Origin of the sequence: Sphingomonas sp. QA11, from assembly GCF_028473665.1 — a bacterium.
GTDB classification, from domain to species: Bacteria; Pseudomonadota; Alphaproteobacteria; order Sphingomonadales; family Sphingomonadaceae; genus Sphingomonas; species Sphingomonas phytovorans.
In genome coordinates this window covers 2,996,289-3,012,804 of sequence record NZ_CP098774.1, presented here as the reverse complement: position 1 = coordinate 3,012,804, position 16,516 = coordinate 2,996,289, and the positions used below count along the sequence as shown (strand labels likewise).

Sequence of the window (16,516 nt, the reverse complement as noted above, 5' to 3'; positions counted from 1 at the left end):
AAACATGCCGTCTGCGGAAAGCCCCCGCCCCGTGCTGGGAGGAACTGACTATCCCTTGTACAAGGCGTCCAGGCGCGGCCCGTAGACTTCCTTCAGCACGTGCCGCCGGATCTTCAGCGACGGCGTGAGCTGCTCGTTCTCGATCGTGAAATGCTCGTCGGCGAGGATGAAGCGGCGGATTCGCTCGATCACCGACAGGTCCTTGTTGACCCGCTCGACCGCCGCGCCGATCGCGGTGCGGTAGCTGCTATTCTCGGCAAGCCTCGAGAAATCGCACGCATCGCCGTTCTTCGCGCACCATTCCTGGGTCCATTCGGGGTCGGCGACGAGGACCGCGACCATGTACGGCTTGCGGTCGCCATAGATCATCGCCTGGACGATCTCCGGCTGGAGGGTCAGCATGCCCTCCACCTTTTGCGGCGCGACATTGTCGCCCTTGTCGTTGACGATGATGTCCTTCTTGCGATCGGTGATCTTGATCCGGCCCTTGGGGTCGATCAGCCCGATATCGCCGGTGTGAAGCCAGCCGTCCTTCAGCACCCTGGCCGTCTCGGCATCGTTGCGCCAATAGCCGTGCATGACCAGTTCGCCGCGCACCAGGATCTCGCCGTCCTCGGCGATGCGCACCTCGGTGTTCTTGAGCGGCGGGCCGACCGTGTCCATGCGCAGGCCGACCGACGGGCGGTTGCACGAGATGACCGGGGCCGACTCGGTCTGGCCATAGCCCTGCAGGAAGGTCAGCCCGAGCGACTGGAAGAAGATGCCGACCTCCGGCGTCAGCGGCGCGCCGCCCGACACCATCGCCTTCATCCGCCCGCCGAAGCGCTTCTGGATCTTGGGCTTGAGCGTCGCCTTGAGGAACAGGTTCATCGGCTGGTCGAGCAGCCCCATCTTCCCCTCATATTCCTTGGCGCCGATGTCCTGCGCCTTGCCGAGCAGATAGTTGGAGAATTTGCCCTGCTTCTCCACCGCCTTGGAGATGCGGGTGCGCAGCACCTCGAACAGGCGCGGCACGACGACCATGATGGTCGGGCGCGTCTCCTCGATGTTGGAGGCAAGCTTGTCGAGCCCTTCCGCATAATAGATCTCGGCGCCCAGCCCGATCGGGAAATGCTGCCCGCCGGTATGTTCATAGGCGTGCGAGAGCGGCAGGAAGGAGAGGAAGACCTCGTCGTCCCAGCCGAAATCCTCGCTGATGATCGTGCAGCAGCCGTCGACATTGTGCAGGATCGCGCCGTGATGCTGCTTCACGCCGCGCGGCGCGCCGCCTGTGCCGCTGGTGTAGATGATGCAGGCGGTGTCGTCGCGCGTCGCCGACGAATCGATCGCCGACGGATCGGTCGAATGCTCGGCGATCAGCTTGTGCCAGCTGTGCACGCTCAGCGCCCCTGACTGTCCGACACGGATGTCCTCCATGCCGATGACGATCTTCGCATCGGTCGCGCGGATCGCGGCAGGGAGCAGGGTCCTGGCGAGCTTCGCGGTCGAGACGATCACTGCCTTTGCGCCCGAATTCTCGATGATATGGGCGTGGTCGCGTTCGGTATTGGTGGTGTAGGTCGGCACGGTGATGCAGCCCGCCGCCATGATGGCGAGGTCGCTGATGCACCATTCCGGGCGGTTCTCCGCGACCAGCATCACCCGGTCGCCGGGCTCGAGCCCGATCGCGCGCAACGCGGTGGCAAGGCTCGCGACCTTGTCGGCCGTCTGACGCCAGCTGGTCGGCACCCATTCGTTGCCGGTCTTGTGCCAGAGGAAGGGCTTGTCGCCCTTTTCCCGCGCTCGCGTGAAGAACATCGTGACGAGGTTGGGAAAATGTTCGAGCGTTCGCATGGTCTCTCCCGGGGAGGGGCGCGCCGTGTTCGGCTGCGCGGGTTTCTACTCGCTGAGCGCGGTGCCGACGCTCCTTGGATCCGCCGCGCCGACCCAGCCCTTGGTTGTCAGCTCGGCGGCGTTCGCCTTGAGGCCGAGGCTTGATATCACCACCTGATGGCCCAGTTTCTCGAGCGGCGCCTTCATCGGCTCGAGCGACGTGCCCTTTTCGAGGATCAACGTCCGGCCGCTGAAATAGATCAGTCCCTGGCCGATCGAATCCTGCGCGCTCATCCCCCAGTCGAGATGCGCGATCAGCGCCTTCGCCACTTGCATGATGATCGTCTTGCCGCCCGCCGCGCCGACGGTGAACACTGGCTTGCCCTTCGAATCGTAGACGATCGTCGGCGCCATCGAGGACAAGGGCCGCTTGCCGCCCTCGACCCGGTTGGCGATCGGTGCTCCGTCCCTCTCGGGGGCGAAGGTGAAATCTGTCAGCTCGTTGTTGAGGATATAGCCGTTCGCCATCAGCTGGCTGCCGAACGGTCCCTCGACGGTCGAGGTCATGCCGACGATGTCGCCGGCCTTGTCGATCGCGATGAAATGGGTCGTGCCGTGAACCTCGTCCTGTACCGCGGCGGTTCGCGCCTGCGCGCCGGGGGGCGTGCCGGCTTCATAGACCGGCAGCGTCGCGGTGGTGGAGATCAGTCTGGAGCGCTGGGCGAGATAGGCCGGATCTATCAGGCCCTTGAGCGGCACCTGCACGAAATCGGTGTCGCCGAGATATTTCTCGCGATCGGCATAGGCCAGTTCCATCGCCTCGCCGATCAGATGCCAGGCGACCGGCGACGCCGGCCCCATCTTCTTCAGGTCGAAACGGCTCAGCATGCCGAGGATCTGGAGCACCGTCACCGCGCCGGACGATGGCGGGGCCATGCCGCAGATCCTGTACGTTCGGTAGGTGCCGCACACCGGCGCCCGCTCCTTGGCCTGATAGGCGGAAAGGTCGGCGAGGGTGATATCGCTGGTGTTGATCCTGGTACCGGTCGCGGCCGCAACGATCGCCCGCGCATTGTCGCCTGCATAAAAGGCCTCGGGGCCCTCGTCGGCGATCCTGTGCAGGATGGCGGCAAGCGCCGGGTTCTTGAGCGTCGCGCCGACCGCGGGAGCCTGGCCGTCGACCGTATACTGGCTGGCGATTTCCGGGAAATTCTCCCAGATCCGGGACATGCCGGCGATCCGGTCGTTCAACGGTTTTGTGACCTGGAAACCATCCTCGGCCAGCTCGATCGCGGGCGCGAACAGCGCCTTCCATGGCAGCTTGCCCCATTTCTTGTGGGTCAGCGCCATCAGCCGGATATTGCCGGGAACGCCGATCGACTTGCCGCCCTGGAAAGCGTGGCTGAAGGGCATCGGCTTGCCGTCCGGACCGAGGAAACGTTGCGGCGTCGCGGCGGCGGGCGCTGCCTCGCGGCCGTCGATCGTCTCCATCTTGCCGGTCTTGCCGTCGTTGCGGATCAGGAAGCCGCCGCCGCCGATGCCGCTCGATTGCGGCTCCACCACGGTCAGCGCCAGCATCATCGCCATCGCCGCGTCGGCTGCGGTGCCGCCTTCCCGCAATATCTGCCGGCCTGCCTCGGTCGCGCGGGGATCGGCCGAGGTGACGACTCCCTGGGCTGATGCGACGGGAGAATAGAGCAGGACGGCGAGCGCGAGCAGGAGCTTCTTCATGGGGCCATGTGGTAGCGGTGACAAACGTTACGTCAACCGGCCCCGACGGCATCAGCGATATGATCATGCCCATCCCGCTTCAGCAGGAGGGACAGGCCGCGGGCAATGCGATGCGGCAGGCCGGGGCCCTCATAGACAAGGGCCGTGTAGAGCTGGACGAGGCTCGCTCCGGCGCGGATTCGGGCATAGGCCTCCTCCGCGCTGCCGATCCCGCCGACCGAGATCAGCGGCAGCGCCCCTCCGGTCGCCTTGCGGAAATCGGCGAGTCGCTGACGCGCGAGCGCGGTGAGCGGCGCACCGGAAAGTCCGCCGGTTTCGGTCGCGCGGGGCGAGCGCAGGCCGGGGCGGGAAATGGTCGTGTTGCTGACGATCAGCCCGTCGATATGATGCTCGGTCGCGGCGCGGGCGATCTCGTCAATCGCAGCGGGCTCAAGGTCGGGGGCGACCTTCAGGAACAAGGGGGGGCGTCGCGACGGCAGGCGGCGGGCCTCGTCCGATGCGGCGAGCAGTTCGGCCAGCGCCGCGCCGTGTTGCAGATCGCGCAGGCCCGGCGTGTTGGGCGAGCTGATGTTGATCGTGACATAGTCCGCGATCAGGGCCGCCTTTTCCACACCGCCCCGATAGTCGGCGATCCTGTCGGCGGCATCCTTGTTGGCGCCGACATTGATGCCGAGCACGCCACGCCGCCTGGCGGCCGCGGCACGGGGCAGCGCCGCGTCGAGCCCCCCATTGTTGAAACCCATCCGGTTGATCACCGCCCGGTCCTCGACCAGGCGGAACAGGCGCGGCCTGGGATTGCCCGGTTGCGGCACCGGCGTGAGCGTGCCGATCTCGACCGAACCCAGTCCGAGGGCGAAGAACCCGTCGATCGCCCGGCCATCCTTGTCAACCCCGGCGGCCAGCCCGATCGGACTGGAGAAGTCCAGCCCGGCCACGGTCGTGCGAAGGCGCGGATCGGTCGATTCGGTGGCGAACGGCGTGCCAGCCTGCCCCCAGGCTTCAAGCATCCTTATCGTCAGCCCATGGGCACGCTCGGCTTCGATGCTGAACAGGGCGGGGCGGAGAAGGGAGAAAGTCATTCCGGCGCTTTGGCAGCGCGGCACGCGCTGGTCAAAAATCATTCGACCTGCGACGAGATTGCGACGGATATGACCGATGTGGCGCTTTCATCCAATACAGTAGAACCCGCCACTGTTCTAACAACCTTGCGACCCGAAGAGCTCCCAACAGGGGTCTCTTTCACTTGGGCCCGGCCGGCTTGCCGGCCGGGCCTCTTTTCATTGGGCGCAGAGCGGGTTACGCCTCTCCCATAAAAAGGGGCGCAACAGTGGCGGATATCCAGCTGGACTACGCGGTCCCGGCCGCGGACCTCACCGAGTACATCACGCTTTTCTATCACTTCCGTGCGGACGTCCCGCTGTTCGAGGACATGGAGCGCGCGGACCATGCGCAGTTCCGCTTCCGCCTGTCGCCGGGCGGCTCGGACTATCGCTTCCCCGATGGAACATTGCAGGAGGCGTCGGACATCCACATCATCGGCCCGACCAGCGGCGCGATGCGGGTCAGGTGCGAGGGGCCGGTATTGGTGCTTGGCATGGGCGTGACCGCGAGTGGATGGGCGGCGCTGGTCGGCAACGATGCCTCGAGCATGCTCAACCGGGTGATCGACGCGACCGGCTTGTTCGGCGGGCCAAGGCTGCGCGCTGCCGCCAACGCGTTGCGCGACGCGTCGGACATCCCGGCGCGGGTGGCGATCGCCGAGCAGTTGATCCGGGAGCTGGTGCGTGGCTGTGACCGCAGCGCGACTGCGTTCGTGCGGCATGTCGACAGCTGGCTCGCCGCCAGCCCGTCGCCCGAGATGGAGGATCTGGTGGCGGCGACGAAGCTCTCTCGCCGCCAGGTCGAGCGCAAGTGCAAGGCGCTGTACGGTGCGCCGCCGAAGCTGCTCGCGCGCAAATATCGCGCACTCCGCGCCGCGGTGGCCCTGGTGTCGGAAAGCCAGTCGGTCGACGACCTGATCGCGCGGGGCTTCTACGATCAGTCCCACTTGATCCGCGAGGTGAAGCAGTTCACTGGCTACACGCCGCGCCAGATCAAGGCTGAACCCAGCCTGTTGTCGCAACTGACGATCAGCCAGCGAGTCGCGCTTGGCGGCCAGGTGAGCCCGCTGATCAGCGATACATGATTCTACCCGCCCCGAGCCGGGGAGGAACGGGGTTGACCTTCGGGCTTCAGGCTCCCACATGCCCAATCGGAACGAATCAATCCGATTGGACCAGATGCGCCTTTCCAGCCTTGCAGATTATGCGGTCGTGATGATGTCCGCCGCTGCCCGCCATTGCGGCGGCGCGGCGCGGCTCAACGCGACCCTGCTGGCGGAAGAAACGGGGCTGCCCTTGCCGACCGTGCAGAAGCTGGTCAGCCGGCTTTCCGGCGCGGGCCTGATCGAGAGTACGCGGGGCACCGGGGGCGGCTTTCGCCTTGCGCGCCCGGCCGCGGCGATCAGCCTGGCGGATATCGTCGAGGCGATCGAGGGGCCGATCGCGATGACGGCCTGTGTTGACCAGGGCAGCCATGATTGCTGCATCGAGGAGAATTGTCGGGTGAAGCCGCACTGGAACGTCGTCAACGGAGCGGTAAAGGGCGCGCTCGCGGGCGTCAGCCTCGCCAGCCTGTCGCAGGTGCCGGCATAATGGCCACGAAGAACGCAGAAGCGCACGCCGCCGCGAACAAGACGTACGAATGGGGTTTCCATTCGGACATCGAGCAGGAATTCGCGCCAAAGGGCCTGAGCGAGGACACGGTCCGTTTCATCTCGGCCAAAAAGAACGAGCCCGAATGGATGCTCGACTGGCGGCTCAAGGCGTACCGCCTGTGGCTGACGATGACGCCGCCCGACTGGGCCAAGCTCAACGTGCCGCCGATCGATTATCAGGACGCCTATTATTACGCCGAGCCCAAGGCCAAGCCCAAGGTCGGCAGCCTCGACGAGGTCGATCCCGAGATCCTGCGCGTCTACGAAAAGCTCGGCATCCCGATCGAGGAGCAGAAGATGCTCGCTGGGGTCGAGGGCGCGCGCAAGGTGGCGGTCGATGCGGTGTTCGACAGCGTCTCGGTCGCGACGACCTTCCGCAAGGAGCTCGAAGCGGCGGGCGTGATCTTCCGGTCGATCAGCGAGGCGATCCGCGAATATCCCGATCTCGTCCGCAAATGGCTCGGCAAGGTCGTGCCGCAGCATGACAATTATTTCGCCGCGCTCAACTGCGCCGTCTTCTCCGACGGCACCTTCGTCTACATCCCGGAAGGGGTGCGCTGCCCGATGGAGCTCAGCACCTATTTCCGTATCAATGCCGAGAATACCGGCCAGTTCGAACGCACGCTGATCGTCGCCGACAAGGGGGCGTATGTTTCGTACCTGGAAGGCTGCACCGCGCCGATGCGCGACGAGAACCAGCTCCATGCGGCCGTGGTCGAACTGGTCGCGCTCGACGATGCCGAGATCAAATATTCGACGGTGCAGAATTGGTATCCCGGCGACGCCGAGGGCAAGGGCGGCATCTATAATTTCGTCACCAAGCGCGCGCTCTGCCAGGGGAAGAACAGCAAGGTGAGCTGGACCCAGGTCGAGACCGGCAGCGCGATCACCTGGAAATATCCGAGTTGCGTGCTCGCGGGCGAGAACAGCGTCGGCGAATTCTATTCGGTTGCGGTGACCAACAACCGCCAGCAGGCCGATACCGGCACCAAGATGATCCATCTCGGCAAGGGCAGCCGTTCGACCATCGTGTCGAAGGGCATTTCCGCCGGCCGGTCCGACAACACCTATCGCGGCCTGGTGCGCGTGGCGCCGACCGCCGAGGGCGTGCGCAACTACACCCAGTGCGATTCGCTGCTGCTGGGCGACCAGTGCGGCGCGCACACCGTGCCTTATATCGAGGTGCGCAACCCATCGGCGCAGATCGAGCATGAAGCGACCACCTCGAAGATCAGCGAAGACCAGATGTTCTACGCGATGCAGCGCGGCCTCGATTCCGAGGCGGCCGTGGCGCTGATCGTCAACGGCTTCGCGCGCGAGGTGCTGCAGCAGCTCCCGATGGAATTCGCGGTCGAGGCGCAGAAGCTGCTGGGGATTTCGCTCGAGGGGAGCGTCGGGTGATGATGCTCGCCCTGGCGTTGCAACTCGCCGGCCCGGCTGCGCCGCCGGAAGAACCGATCGAAGACATCGTCGTACTCGGCCAGCGGCTCAAGCGGGTCGGGGTGAGCATGAAGATCGACCGCAAGGGGCGGTTGCGGGTGTGCCGGGTTACCCATTCGGTCGGCGATGCTGAACTGGACAGGTTCTGGTGCGATGCAGGCGTGGCGTGCGCCGCGACCAGGCCGAAGGATGCGGCGGCGCTGACCGCCTGTATCGAGGCTCGCAAGGATGAGTATCTGGAACGCGTGATTGCGATGCGCTCCACCAAGAGGCAGAATTGATGTTGAAAATCGAAAACCTCCGTGCCGAAATCGACGGCAAGGAAATCCTCAAGGGCCTCTCGCTCAGCGTGAACGCGGGCGAGGTGCATGCGATCATGGGGCCGAACGGTGCGGGCAAGTCGACGCTTGGCTATGTGCTCGGCGGGCGGCCCGGTTACGAAGTAACCTCGGGTTCGGTCAGCTTCGCCGGTCAGGATCTGCTTGAGATGGCGCCGCACGAGCGCGCGGCGGCGGGCCTGTTCCTCGGCTTCCAGTATCCGGTCGAGATTCCCGGCGTGTCCAATGTCCAGTTCCTGCGCGAGGCGCTGAACGCGCAGCGCAAGGTGCGCGGCGAGGTGCCACTGTCGGGCGGCGAGTTCCTGAAGCTTGCCCGCGCCCAGGCCGACCTGCTGTCGATGGACCAGGAGATGCTCAAGCGTCCGGTCAATGTCGGTTTCTCCGGCGGCGAGAAGAAGCGCAACGAGATGGTCCAGATGGGCATCATCGGCCCGAAGCTGGCGATCCTCGACGAGACCGATTCCGGCCTCGACATCGACGCGCTGCGCGTCGTCGGCGACGGCATCAACCGTATCATGCGCGCGCCCGACAAGGCGGTGCTGCTGATCACGCATTACCAGCGGCTGCTTGATTATGTGAAGCCGGACTTCGTGCATGTGCTGGCGGACGGCCGGATCGTGCGCTCGGGCGGTCCCGAGCTGGCGCTTGAGCTCGAAGCCGAGGGCTATGGAGCGATGGCAGCGTGAGCGCCGCAGGCATTTCCCTTTTCCTTCGCGTCTTCGCGTCTTCGCGTGAATCCAATTACGTGCTCACGCGGAGACGCGAAGGCGCGACGATGGGGCGTGCGCTATGACCTCGCTTGCTATCCCCACCCGCCGCGATGAAGCGTGGCGCTATAGTGATCTGGACGCTGTCGCGACCGTTTGGCCGGTGGCAACCCCGGAGACGATCCATGTCGCAGCCGGTGAGGAGATCACGCGCGTCATCGTGCAGGACGCTGATACCGATACGGTGGCGATCCGCGATTATGCCGTCATCCTCGCGGCGGGAGCGCGGGCGACGTTCCATGTGCTCAACACCGGCGGCAAGCTCGGCCGGGTGGCGATCGATGTGACATTGCACGACGGCGCGCATTTCGAGCTTGGCGGGGCGATGCTCGGCGGCGGCGAGCAGACGCTGGAGATCGTGACCACGATGCGCCACATCGAGCCGAACGCCACCAGCAACCAGGTCGTCCGCTCGGTGCTCGGCGCGCGCGCGACCGGCAGCTATCTCGGCAAGGTCGCGGTCGCACGCGATGCGCAGAAGACCGATGCGAGCCAGTCGGTGAAGGCAATGCTGCTGACGCGAACCGCGACCGCCAACGCCAAGCCCGAATTGGAAATCTACGCCGACGACGTGAAGTGCGCGCATGGCGCGACCGTCGGTGAACTCGACGCGATGGCGCTCTTCTACCTCGCCAGCCGCGGCATCGCGCCGGCCGAAGCCAAGGCGCTGCTGCTGCGCGCGTTCATCGGATCGGTGTTCGACGACGTTGCCGATGCGGGCGAGCGCGAGGCGCTGGAAACGGCGGCGCAGGCTGCGCTGGAGCGGATGCTGTGAGCGGGGAGAGTCTTCTTCTCCCTCTCCCCCTGTGGGAGAGGGAAGGGGCCCATGCTGAAGGCATGGGAAGGGTGAGGGGGATGCTTGCGAGCATCCCGAACCTCATTCCCCCTCATCCGGCGCTGCGCGCCACCTTCTCCCATAAGGGGCGAAGGGTTCTGGGCGCTAGCGCATGACCACGCTCACCGCCACCCGCCCGCTCGACCTGCTCGCCGACTTCCCGGCGATCCCGCAGGGCTGGGCCTATCTCGACACCGCGGCGACGGCGCAAAAGCCGCGGCCCGTGATCGACGCGATCGACCGCGCCTATGCCGAAACCTACGCCACCGTTCATCGCGGCGTGTACCAGCGCTCGGCCGACATGACGCTTGCCTATGAGGCGGCGCGCAAGAAGGTCGCCCGCTTCATCGGTGCCGGCAGCGCCGACGAGATCGTGTTCGTGCGTGGCGCGACCGAGGGCATCAACCTCGTCGCCCAATGCTGGGCGCGCGAGCAGTTGACGGCGGGCGACCGAATCCTGCTCTCGACGCTTGAGCATCACTCCAACATCGTCCCGTGGCAGATGGCCGCGGAGCGTGTCGGTGCCGCGATCGACGTCATCCCACTCACCCCTGATCACCGTATCGATCTCGACGCGATGGCCGCGATGATCACGCCTGCCCACAAGCTGGTCGCGCTGGCGCATGTCTCGAACGTGCTCGGGTCGCTTCTGGATGCGCGGTGCGCTGCCGATATCGCCCATTCGGTCGGCGCGAAGATCCTGCTCGACGGCTGCCAAGCGGTGCCGCGCATGGCCGTGGATGTCGCGGCGCTCGACTGCGATTTCTACGTCTTCTCCGGCCACAAGCTCTATGGCCCGACCGGCATTGGCGTGCTGTGGGCGCGGCCTGAACTGCTCGAGGCGATGCCGCCCTATCAGGGCGGCGGATCGATGATCGACCGGGTCACCTTCGCGAAAACCACCTATGCCCCGCCGCCGGGCCGTTTCGAGGCGGGGACGCCGCACATCGTCGGCGCGCTCGGCTTGCATGCCGCGATCGACTATGTCGAGCGCATTGGCCTCGACGCGATCCACGCGCACGAAACGGCTCTGGTCGCGAAGACGCGCGAGGCATTGTCGCAGATCAATTCGGTGACGCTCTACGGCCCCGAGGATTCGGCCGGGATCGTCAGTTTCTCGATCGAGGGGGTGCATCCGCACGACATCGGCACCATCTTGGACGAGGAGCGGGTCGCGATCCGCGCCGGGCATCATTGCGCTCAGCCGTTGATGGAGGCGCTGGGCGTGCCGGCGACGGCACGGGCGAGCTTTGGCGTCTATAACGGCGCGGCTGACGTGGATGCGCTGGTGCGCGGGATCGAGCGGGTAACACGGATTTTCGGGTAGGGTTCGCATGAACGAAGAGCGGAAGATTGTGGTTGAAGAGGTCGCCTCGGTCGAGGCGCCGCCCAAGGCGCGCGTCGATGGCGGGGTGACCGAAACGTTCGAGCGCAAGCGCGACTATCTCGAAGGTTTCCTGGCACAGAAGCCCGAGGCGCTTTCCACCGGCGAGCCGGGCGGCGCGCTGTATGAGGCGGTGGTCGATGCGCTGAAGGAGATCTACGATCCGGAGATTCCGGTGAACATCTACGATCTCGGTCTGATCTACGGCGTCGAGGTAACCGATGAAGGCCATGCCTCGGTGACGATGACGCTCACCACGCCGCATTGCCCGGTTGCTGAATCCATGCCCGCCGAGGTGGAACTGCGCGTCGGATCGGTGCCGGGCGTCGGCACCGCGGACGTCAATCTCGTCTGGGATCCGCCCTGGGATCCGCAGAAGATGAGCGACGACGCCAAGCTCGAACTGGGGATGCTGTGATGGCGACGACCACGCGCGTGCGCCCCGCGGCGCTGATCCTGACCCCGACCGCCGAGGCGCGGATCGCCGAGCTGATGGGCAAGGCGCCCGAGGGCGCGATCGGCGTCAAGCTGTCCACGCCGCGTCGCGGCTGCTCCGGGCTCGCCTACTCGGTCGACTATGTCACTGAGGCCAAGCCGTTCGACGAGCGTATCGAAACGCCGGGCGGGACGTTGTTCGTCGACGGCGGGTCGATCCTCTACCTGATCGGATCGACCATGAGCTGGGTCGAGGATGATTTCACCGCCGGCTTCGTATTCCAGAACCCCAACGCCAAGGGCGAATGCGGGTGCGGGGAAAGCTTCACGGTCTGAAACGATCCGATCTTCCCGCCGCCCGTGCGGGGAAGATGCCGCATGATCACGGCATTCCGAGAAAGCCTCGAAGCTCGGCATCGCTGAGGAAACCGTCCGCGTTCGTATCGGCTGCCTTGAAACGATCGGGCACGGCCGCGAGGAACGCATCCTTGGAGACATAGCCTTCGGCGTCCGCCTTCGTGCTCGCGAAGGAAGGCTGCATGAAGTCGGGCAGGGTCTCCTTCTTGATCTTCCCCGCGTTCGACTGATCGACGAAGGTCCAGCCCTGAGCGGAAAAAGCAGTCGCCTCGGCCAGGCTCACCTTGCCGTCGGCGTTGGTGTCGGCTAACGCCATCGGATCGAAATCCTGAGCATGGGCCGGCAAGGCCGGGGTCGCAAAGATCAGCATAGCGGCGGCTGCGTAGCCAGGCTTCATGATTGTCTTCCTCTGATGGTCGATGATCGTTCGATTGCGGTCGGGATTGGCCATTCTCTTCGTGTCGGCAACTTCAACGGTTCTTCTCGAAGACGAGATTGCGGCTGAAGAACGGGATCACCTGATCCTGGAACCGGATTGCGACATTGTTGGTGTGGTCGCCTGGATAGATTTCGAAGCCGTTGGCGATGGCATAGCTGTCGAGCACGGTGTGAAGCTTCTCCGCGTCGACTTTCAGTCCGTCCCTGTCTCCGACATCGATCGAGATCGCACGATAGTGCCGCAGGTTGCCGATATACTGGTCGACAATGGCCAGTGGCGCATTGGCCGCCCATCGCGCGAGGACGTCCGGCTGGGCCACGCCGTCCTTCACCGGCAGGTCGAGATAGAGCGGCGGGTTCTTCGGGTTGGGCGACCATGCCGCGGCGCTCGCCAGTTGCGCTCTCAGCCCGAACGGCAACTTGGCTGAATCCGCCGGCACCTTCACGGCCGCAAGTGCCGCCGCCGCCTCCGCATTGAACTGGCCGCCCTGGCGCGCCGACAGGCAACATGGGCTCATCATATAGAGAGCGCCGAACACCTCCGGATGCTTCATGCCGATCCGGCTGGTGCCATATCCGCCCATCGAATGGCCCGCCAGCCCGCGGCTCTCCCGTCGCGCCAGCGTCCGATAATGGGCATCGATATAGGCGACCAGGTCGCGCGCCACGAAGGCCTCGAAGTCCCCGGTCGTCGCCGAGCTTGAATACATCGATCCGTTGTGGATGGTCTTGCTGTCGGGAAAGACCAGGATCATGTCCTTCGCGCCCTTGGCGAAGCCACCCTCGATCGTCTGCGGAACATGGATTTCCCTGGTCCACTGGTTAGCGCCGATCGAATAGCCGTGAAGGGCATAGACGACGGGATAGCGGCGCCGCGGGCTCTTCGCGTAACTCGGCGGCAGCACCACGATCACGTCGCGGTCAGCGGTCTCGCCTTCCAGATTGCCCATGATGGCCGCCGAGTGGATCTTGATTCGCTCGATCGTTACCGGCAGCGCGCCGGCGACGGGCGGGGGCGCGTTCGTCGTCACTTGAGCGCCGCCAGGGCTCGCCACGAACATCAGGATTGCGGCACCCAGGCAGTAGGCCGATTTCATCTTCAGGCTCCCCTCGCGATATCGTCCGTTCTTGGGGAAGGGCATGCTTGCGCCGGCCGCGTCGTTTGACGTGCACCCGCTGCAAGGGTCCTCCCCCGGATCACAAACCACGCACCGATTATTGGTCTTTCTCGCGCGCCGTGTATTTGTCTGTGTATTTATTTCCAATGTCAACGATCGGGCTGCCTTATCGAGAGATTCCCTCCCACGCATGTGCCGGGGGATAGGCGTTGCCGACTCCATTTCTGGGTGATTCCAGGAGGTAAAGCGAGGGATCGCCACTCCGCGCTCAGCAACAGGCGCACCGAGATGCTTGCTCGATTAGGTAGGAGTTATCGGGGATGCGTTACGGCACCGCTGCCTCCGGTAACCGGAGGGATCGATTCAATCGCGGCGCGAAAAGGATAACGATCATGCCGGGGTGAAACCTCAGGCTTCACCCGCGCTCATTCTCATCGCTGGCCACTGAATTTGCCTGTTCCGGGCGGAGATTGCCCTGTTATGCCCGGAAGAATTCCCTGTTCCTGCATAACAGGGAAATCTATTCAAACATATGAACTTATTGAATAATTTGGACGAAATGGCGATTTTCGATCCAGGAAAAAATAAAATTCCCTGTTATCGGCGCAGGAACAGGGAAATTCAGGCCGGCTTCTTCCGCATCAGGGCGGTCCTGAGGCACGAACAGACCTCTTCGTCCCGCTGGTTCAACATCCGGTGGCGGAACGTCACCAGCCCGGCATCGGGCCGTGACTTGCTGTCGCGCAACTCAACGACCTCGGTCTCGCCTCGCAACGTGTCGCCGATGAACACGGGTTTCGGCATCACCAGCTTGTCGTAACCGAGATTGGCCACCAGCGTGCCAAGTGTCGTGTCCCCGACCGACACGCCGATCATCAGTGCAAAGGTGAAAGTGCCGTTGACGACGATCCGGCCGAACTCGGTCCCGCCGGCATAATCGGCGTCGAGATGCAACGGCTGCGGATTATGGGTAAGGGTGGAGATCAGCAGATTGTCGGTCTCGGTCACTGTGCGGCGGATCTCGTGGACGATCCGGTCGCCCACCTGCCATTCGTCATAATATTTGCCGGCCATCAACCGATTCCTCCAAGACTGCGCCCTGCCGTCCAGCCGCCATCGGCCGGTAGCACGACGCCCGATACATAGCGGGCGTAGGGCGAGGCAAGGAACAGGCAGACATCGGCGACATCATCCACCGTGCCCATCCGTCCGAGCGGCACCGCTTTGGCGGAGCGTGCCTTGGCCTCGGGCGTGGGGGCAAGGCGTTCCATGCCTTCGGTGCCGGCGATCGGGCCGGGCGAGACCGAGTTCACGCGCACACCTTCAGGTCCCCATTCGATCGCCAGCGTCTTGGTGATCATGTCGACTCCGGCCTTGGCGGCGCAGACATGCACCTGCATCGGTGTCGCGATGAAGGCTTGCGGCGCGGAGATGTTGATGATGCTCGCGCCCGGCTTGGTCAGGTGCTCATAGGCGGCGCGCATCACATGGAAGGTGCCGAGCGTGTCGATCTCGGCGACCGCCTTGAAGCCGTTGGAACTCAGCATCGCTGCCGGCACGGGGAAATTGCCGGCCGCGCCCGACACCAGCACGTCGATCGTGCCGCGCTGAGCGCGGAAATCGTCGATCGCTGCCTTCACCGCCTCATAGTCGCGAACGTCGAGGCTGTAGCCGAGCGCGGGGGTCTCGCCCGACAACGCCGCGACGGCTGCGTCGACCTTGTCCTGGCTGCGGCTGGCGACACCCAGCTTCGCCCCGCGTCGCGCAAAGGACTTGGCGATGCCCAGGTTGATGCCGCTGGTCCCGCCAAAGACCATCACTGTCTTGCCGGTGAAATCGAAGCCCTCGGCCATATCCAACTCCCTTGCGTTGTTTCTTCAGAGCTTCAGCTTGAACCCTGCATGGCTCTTCTTCCAGCCCATGGTCTCGTAGAAGCGGTGGGCGTCGATACGCGTCGACATCGAGGTAAGCTGCGCCATGCCGCAACCCCGCTCGCGGAAACGCTCGACCGCCCAAGCGATCATCTGCTGGCCCAGTCCCTGGCCGCGCAGATTGCTGGCGATGCGGACCGCCTCGATCTGCCCGCGCCAGCCGCCGCGAAAGGCGATACCGGGCAGGAAGCTCAACTGCATCGTGCCGACCACTTCACCGTCGAGTTCGGCGACGACCTGCATCTGGTTCGGATCGGCGGCGATCGCCTCGAACGCGGCAAAATAACGCTGGTCGAGCGGCAGGCTCGGGGCCTCCCGCCCCTTGCTGTGCTCGTCATCGTCAAGCAGCGCGACGATGGCGGGAAGGCCGCCGGCGGTGGCCGGGCGGAAGGTGATGCCGCTCATGGCGGGAGAAGGGATTTGATCAAGATCAGCCCTCGCAACCCGTGGCACGCGCGGACCAGGTAATGTTGACGATCTTCCAGGAGCCCGTGTCGCGGACCAGGTCGAAATGGTCCACGCCGCAATGATGCGCCTTGCCGTCGATGAAGAAGGTATAGGGCGTCCAGACCATCGCAATATCGCCGTCGATCTCGATCGCCGGGTTGCTGATGCGCTCTTCATATTTCTCCGGGCCGGGTTTGACGCTGGCGGCGAACTCGGTCCAGTTCATATGGCGTACCGTGCGCACGCCGTTGGGCGCTTCATTGGCGACGGTGGCGCCGCCGTCCGGGCGAAGCTGCGCAAGGATCGCGGCGGAATCTCGCGCGGCAAGGCCGGCGAGCATCGCGTTGATCGGTGCCATTACCGCGCCTTCGTCGGTGCCGGGGGGTGGCAGGCCGGTGCCCTTGGGCATCGGCTGGACTGGAGTGACCTGGGCGAGAAAGGCGAGGATCAGGGACATTGGGCATCTCCTGGAAGTTCCTCCCCGGAACCGGGAGGAATAGAAGCATTCCGTTCGTCATCACATTCTGAAGGCGCCGGACTGCAGAAAGCGCGGGCCGGGATCGAGCAGCCGCTCCACCAACCCTCGGGCGCGCACCGCATTCGGCCGGAACGCCTCGTTCTCAGGCGATGCCCTGCTCTCCAACGCCGGTGCGCTCATGCTTTCATCCTCGTCCCGCGCTCCTGACTAGACAGCGATCGCGCGAATGGGAAGCGACGCTCGCGATAAG

Annotated in this window: 19 protein-coding genes; 9 read left to right on the top strand and 10 right to left on the bottom strand. The window is 64.8% G+C overall.

The annotated features are described in order from the left end of the window. Window positions 1–48 precede the first annotated feature (48 nt). Genes NDN01_RS13870 through NDN01_RS13860 form a run of 3 tightly spaced genes read right to left on the bottom strand, consistent with a single transcriptional unit; the run spans window position 49 to window position 4,622 of the window. Window positions 49–1,833, bottom strand: a complete 1,785-nt coding sequence (locus NDN01_RS13870) for an AMP-dependent synthetase/ligase (RefSeq protein ID WP_272622101.1) — start codon at window positions 1,831–1,833, stop codon at window positions 49–51. Between the two features lie 45 nt (window positions 1,834–1,878). Further along, on the bottom strand, window positions 1,879–3,543 hold the full coding sequence (gene ggt / locus NDN01_RS13865; protein WP_272622099.1) for a gamma-glutamyltransferase: 1,665 nt from the start codon (window positions 3,541–3,543) through the stop codon (window positions 1,879–1,881). Between the two features lie 32 nt (window positions 3,544–3,575). Continuing rightward, window positions 3,576–4,622 carry a quinone-dependent dihydroorotate dehydrogenase gene (locus NDN01_RS13860; RefSeq protein ID WP_272622097.1) on the bottom strand — a complete coding sequence of 349 codons (1,047 nt, stop codon included), beginning with the start codon at window positions 4,620–4,622 and terminating at the stop codon, window positions 3,576–3,578. Window positions 4,623–4,870: 248 nt separating this feature from the next. Here NDN01_RS13860 and NDN01_RS13855 point away from each other — a divergent pair, with 248 nt between their 5' ends. The 9 genes from NDN01_RS13855 to NDN01_RS13815 all read left to right on the top strand — a co-directional run bounded on the left by NDN01_RS13855 (window position 4,871) and on the right by NDN01_RS13815 (window position 11,833). Beyond that, a complete protein-coding gene (locus NDN01_RS13855) occupies window positions 4,871–5,728 on the top strand; it encodes a helix-turn-helix domain-containing protein (protein ID WP_272622095.1) in 858 nt (285 codons plus the stop codon). Window positions 5,729–5,822: 94 nt separating this feature from the next. After that, complete coding sequence (locus NDN01_RS13850; RefSeq protein ID WP_272622093.1) at window positions 5,823–6,236, top strand: SUF system Fe-S cluster assembly regulator; 414 nt, start codon at window positions 5,823–5,825, stop codon at window positions 6,234–6,236. Continuing rightward, window positions 6,236–7,699, top strand: a complete 1,464-nt coding sequence (sufB, locus tag NDN01_RS13845; RefSeq protein ID WP_272622091.1) for a Fe-S cluster assembly protein SufB — start codon at window positions 6,236–6,238, stop codon at window positions 7,697–7,699. Before NDN01_RS13850 ends, sufB begins: the two co-directional genes overlap by 1 nt. After that, on the top strand, window positions 7,699–8,019 hold the full coding sequence (locus NDN01_RS13840) for a hypothetical protein (RefSeq protein ID WP_272622089.1): 321 nt from the start codon (window positions 7,699–7,701) through the stop codon (window positions 8,017–8,019). The genes sufB and NDN01_RS13840 overlap by 1 nt, the downstream gene beginning before the upstream one ends. Continuing rightward, window positions 8,019–8,762, top strand: a complete 744-nt coding sequence (gene sufC, locus NDN01_RS13835) for a Fe-S cluster assembly ATPase SufC (RefSeq protein ID WP_272622087.1) — start codon at window positions 8,019–8,021, stop codon at window positions 8,760–8,762. The genes NDN01_RS13840 and sufC overlap by 1 nt, the downstream gene beginning before the upstream one ends. 103 nt (window positions 8,763–8,865) lie before the next feature. Next, window positions 8,866–9,618, top strand: coding sequence for a SufD family Fe-S cluster assembly protein (locus NDN01_RS13830; RefSeq protein WP_272622086.1), 753 nt, complete (start codon window positions 8,866–8,868; stop codon window positions 9,616–9,618). A 172-nt stretch (window positions 9,619–9,790) separates the two neighbouring features. Then, a complete protein-coding gene (locus NDN01_RS13825; RefSeq protein WP_272622085.1) occupies window positions 9,791–11,005 on the top strand; it encodes a cysteine desulfurase in 1,215 nt (404 codons plus the stop codon). 7 nt (window positions 11,006–11,012) lie between these two features. After that, window positions 11,013–11,480, top strand: a complete 468-nt coding sequence (locus NDN01_RS13820) for an SUF system Fe-S cluster assembly protein (RefSeq protein WP_272622083.1) — start codon at window positions 11,013–11,015, stop codon at window positions 11,478–11,480. Then, entirely contained in the window at window positions 11,480–11,833 is a 354-nt protein-coding gene (locus tag NDN01_RS13815; protein ID WP_272622081.1) for a HesB/IscA family protein, read from the top strand. The genes NDN01_RS13820 and NDN01_RS13815 overlap by 1 nt, the downstream gene beginning before the upstream one ends. A 46-nt stretch (window positions 11,834–11,879) precedes the next feature. On the opposite strand, the gene NDN01_RS13810 is transcribed toward NDN01_RS13815, so the two are convergent. From NDN01_RS13810 to NDN01_RS13780, 7 genes are all read right to left on the bottom strand, one after another. After that, complete coding sequence (locus tag NDN01_RS13810) at window positions 11,880–12,251, bottom strand: hypothetical protein (protein ID WP_272622079.1); 372 nt, start codon at window positions 12,249–12,251, stop codon at window positions 11,880–11,882. Between the two features lie 73 nt (window positions 12,252–12,324). Then, complete coding sequence (locus NDN01_RS13805; protein WP_272622077.1) at window positions 12,325–13,389, bottom strand: alpha/beta hydrolase; 1,065 nt, start codon at window positions 13,387–13,389, stop codon at window positions 12,325–12,327. Window positions 13,390–14,031: 642 nt separating this feature from the next. Continuing rightward, on the bottom strand, window positions 14,032–14,484 hold the full coding sequence (locus NDN01_RS13800) for a MaoC family dehydratase (RefSeq protein WP_272622075.1): 453 nt from the start codon (window positions 14,482–14,484) through the stop codon (window positions 14,032–14,034). Beyond that, on the bottom strand, window positions 14,484–15,263 hold the full coding sequence (locus NDN01_RS13795; protein WP_272622073.1) for an SDR family oxidoreductase: 780 nt from the start codon (window positions 15,261–15,263) through the stop codon (window positions 14,484–14,486). The genes NDN01_RS13800 and NDN01_RS13795 overlap by 1 nt, the downstream gene beginning before the upstream one ends. Window positions 15,264–15,287: 24 nt before the next feature. Continuing rightward, complete coding sequence (locus NDN01_RS13790) at window positions 15,288–15,746, bottom strand: GNAT family N-acetyltransferase (protein ID WP_272622072.1); 459 nt, start codon at window positions 15,744–15,746, stop codon at window positions 15,288–15,290. Between the two features lie 25 nt (window positions 15,747–15,771). After that, window positions 15,772–16,245 carry a nuclear transport factor 2 family protein gene (locus NDN01_RS13785; RefSeq protein ID WP_272622070.1) on the bottom strand — a complete coding sequence of 158 codons (474 nt, stop codon included), beginning with the start codon at window positions 16,243–16,245 and terminating at the stop codon, window positions 15,772–15,774. A 60-nt stretch (window positions 16,246–16,305) separates the two neighbouring features. Then, window positions 16,306–16,446 (bottom strand): hypothetical protein, encoded by a 141-nt coding sequence (locus tag NDN01_RS13780; RefSeq protein ID WP_272622068.1) that lies wholly within the window; start codon window positions 16,444–16,446, stop codon window positions 16,306–16,308. Between the last annotated feature and the right edge of the window lie 70 nt (window positions 16,447–16,516).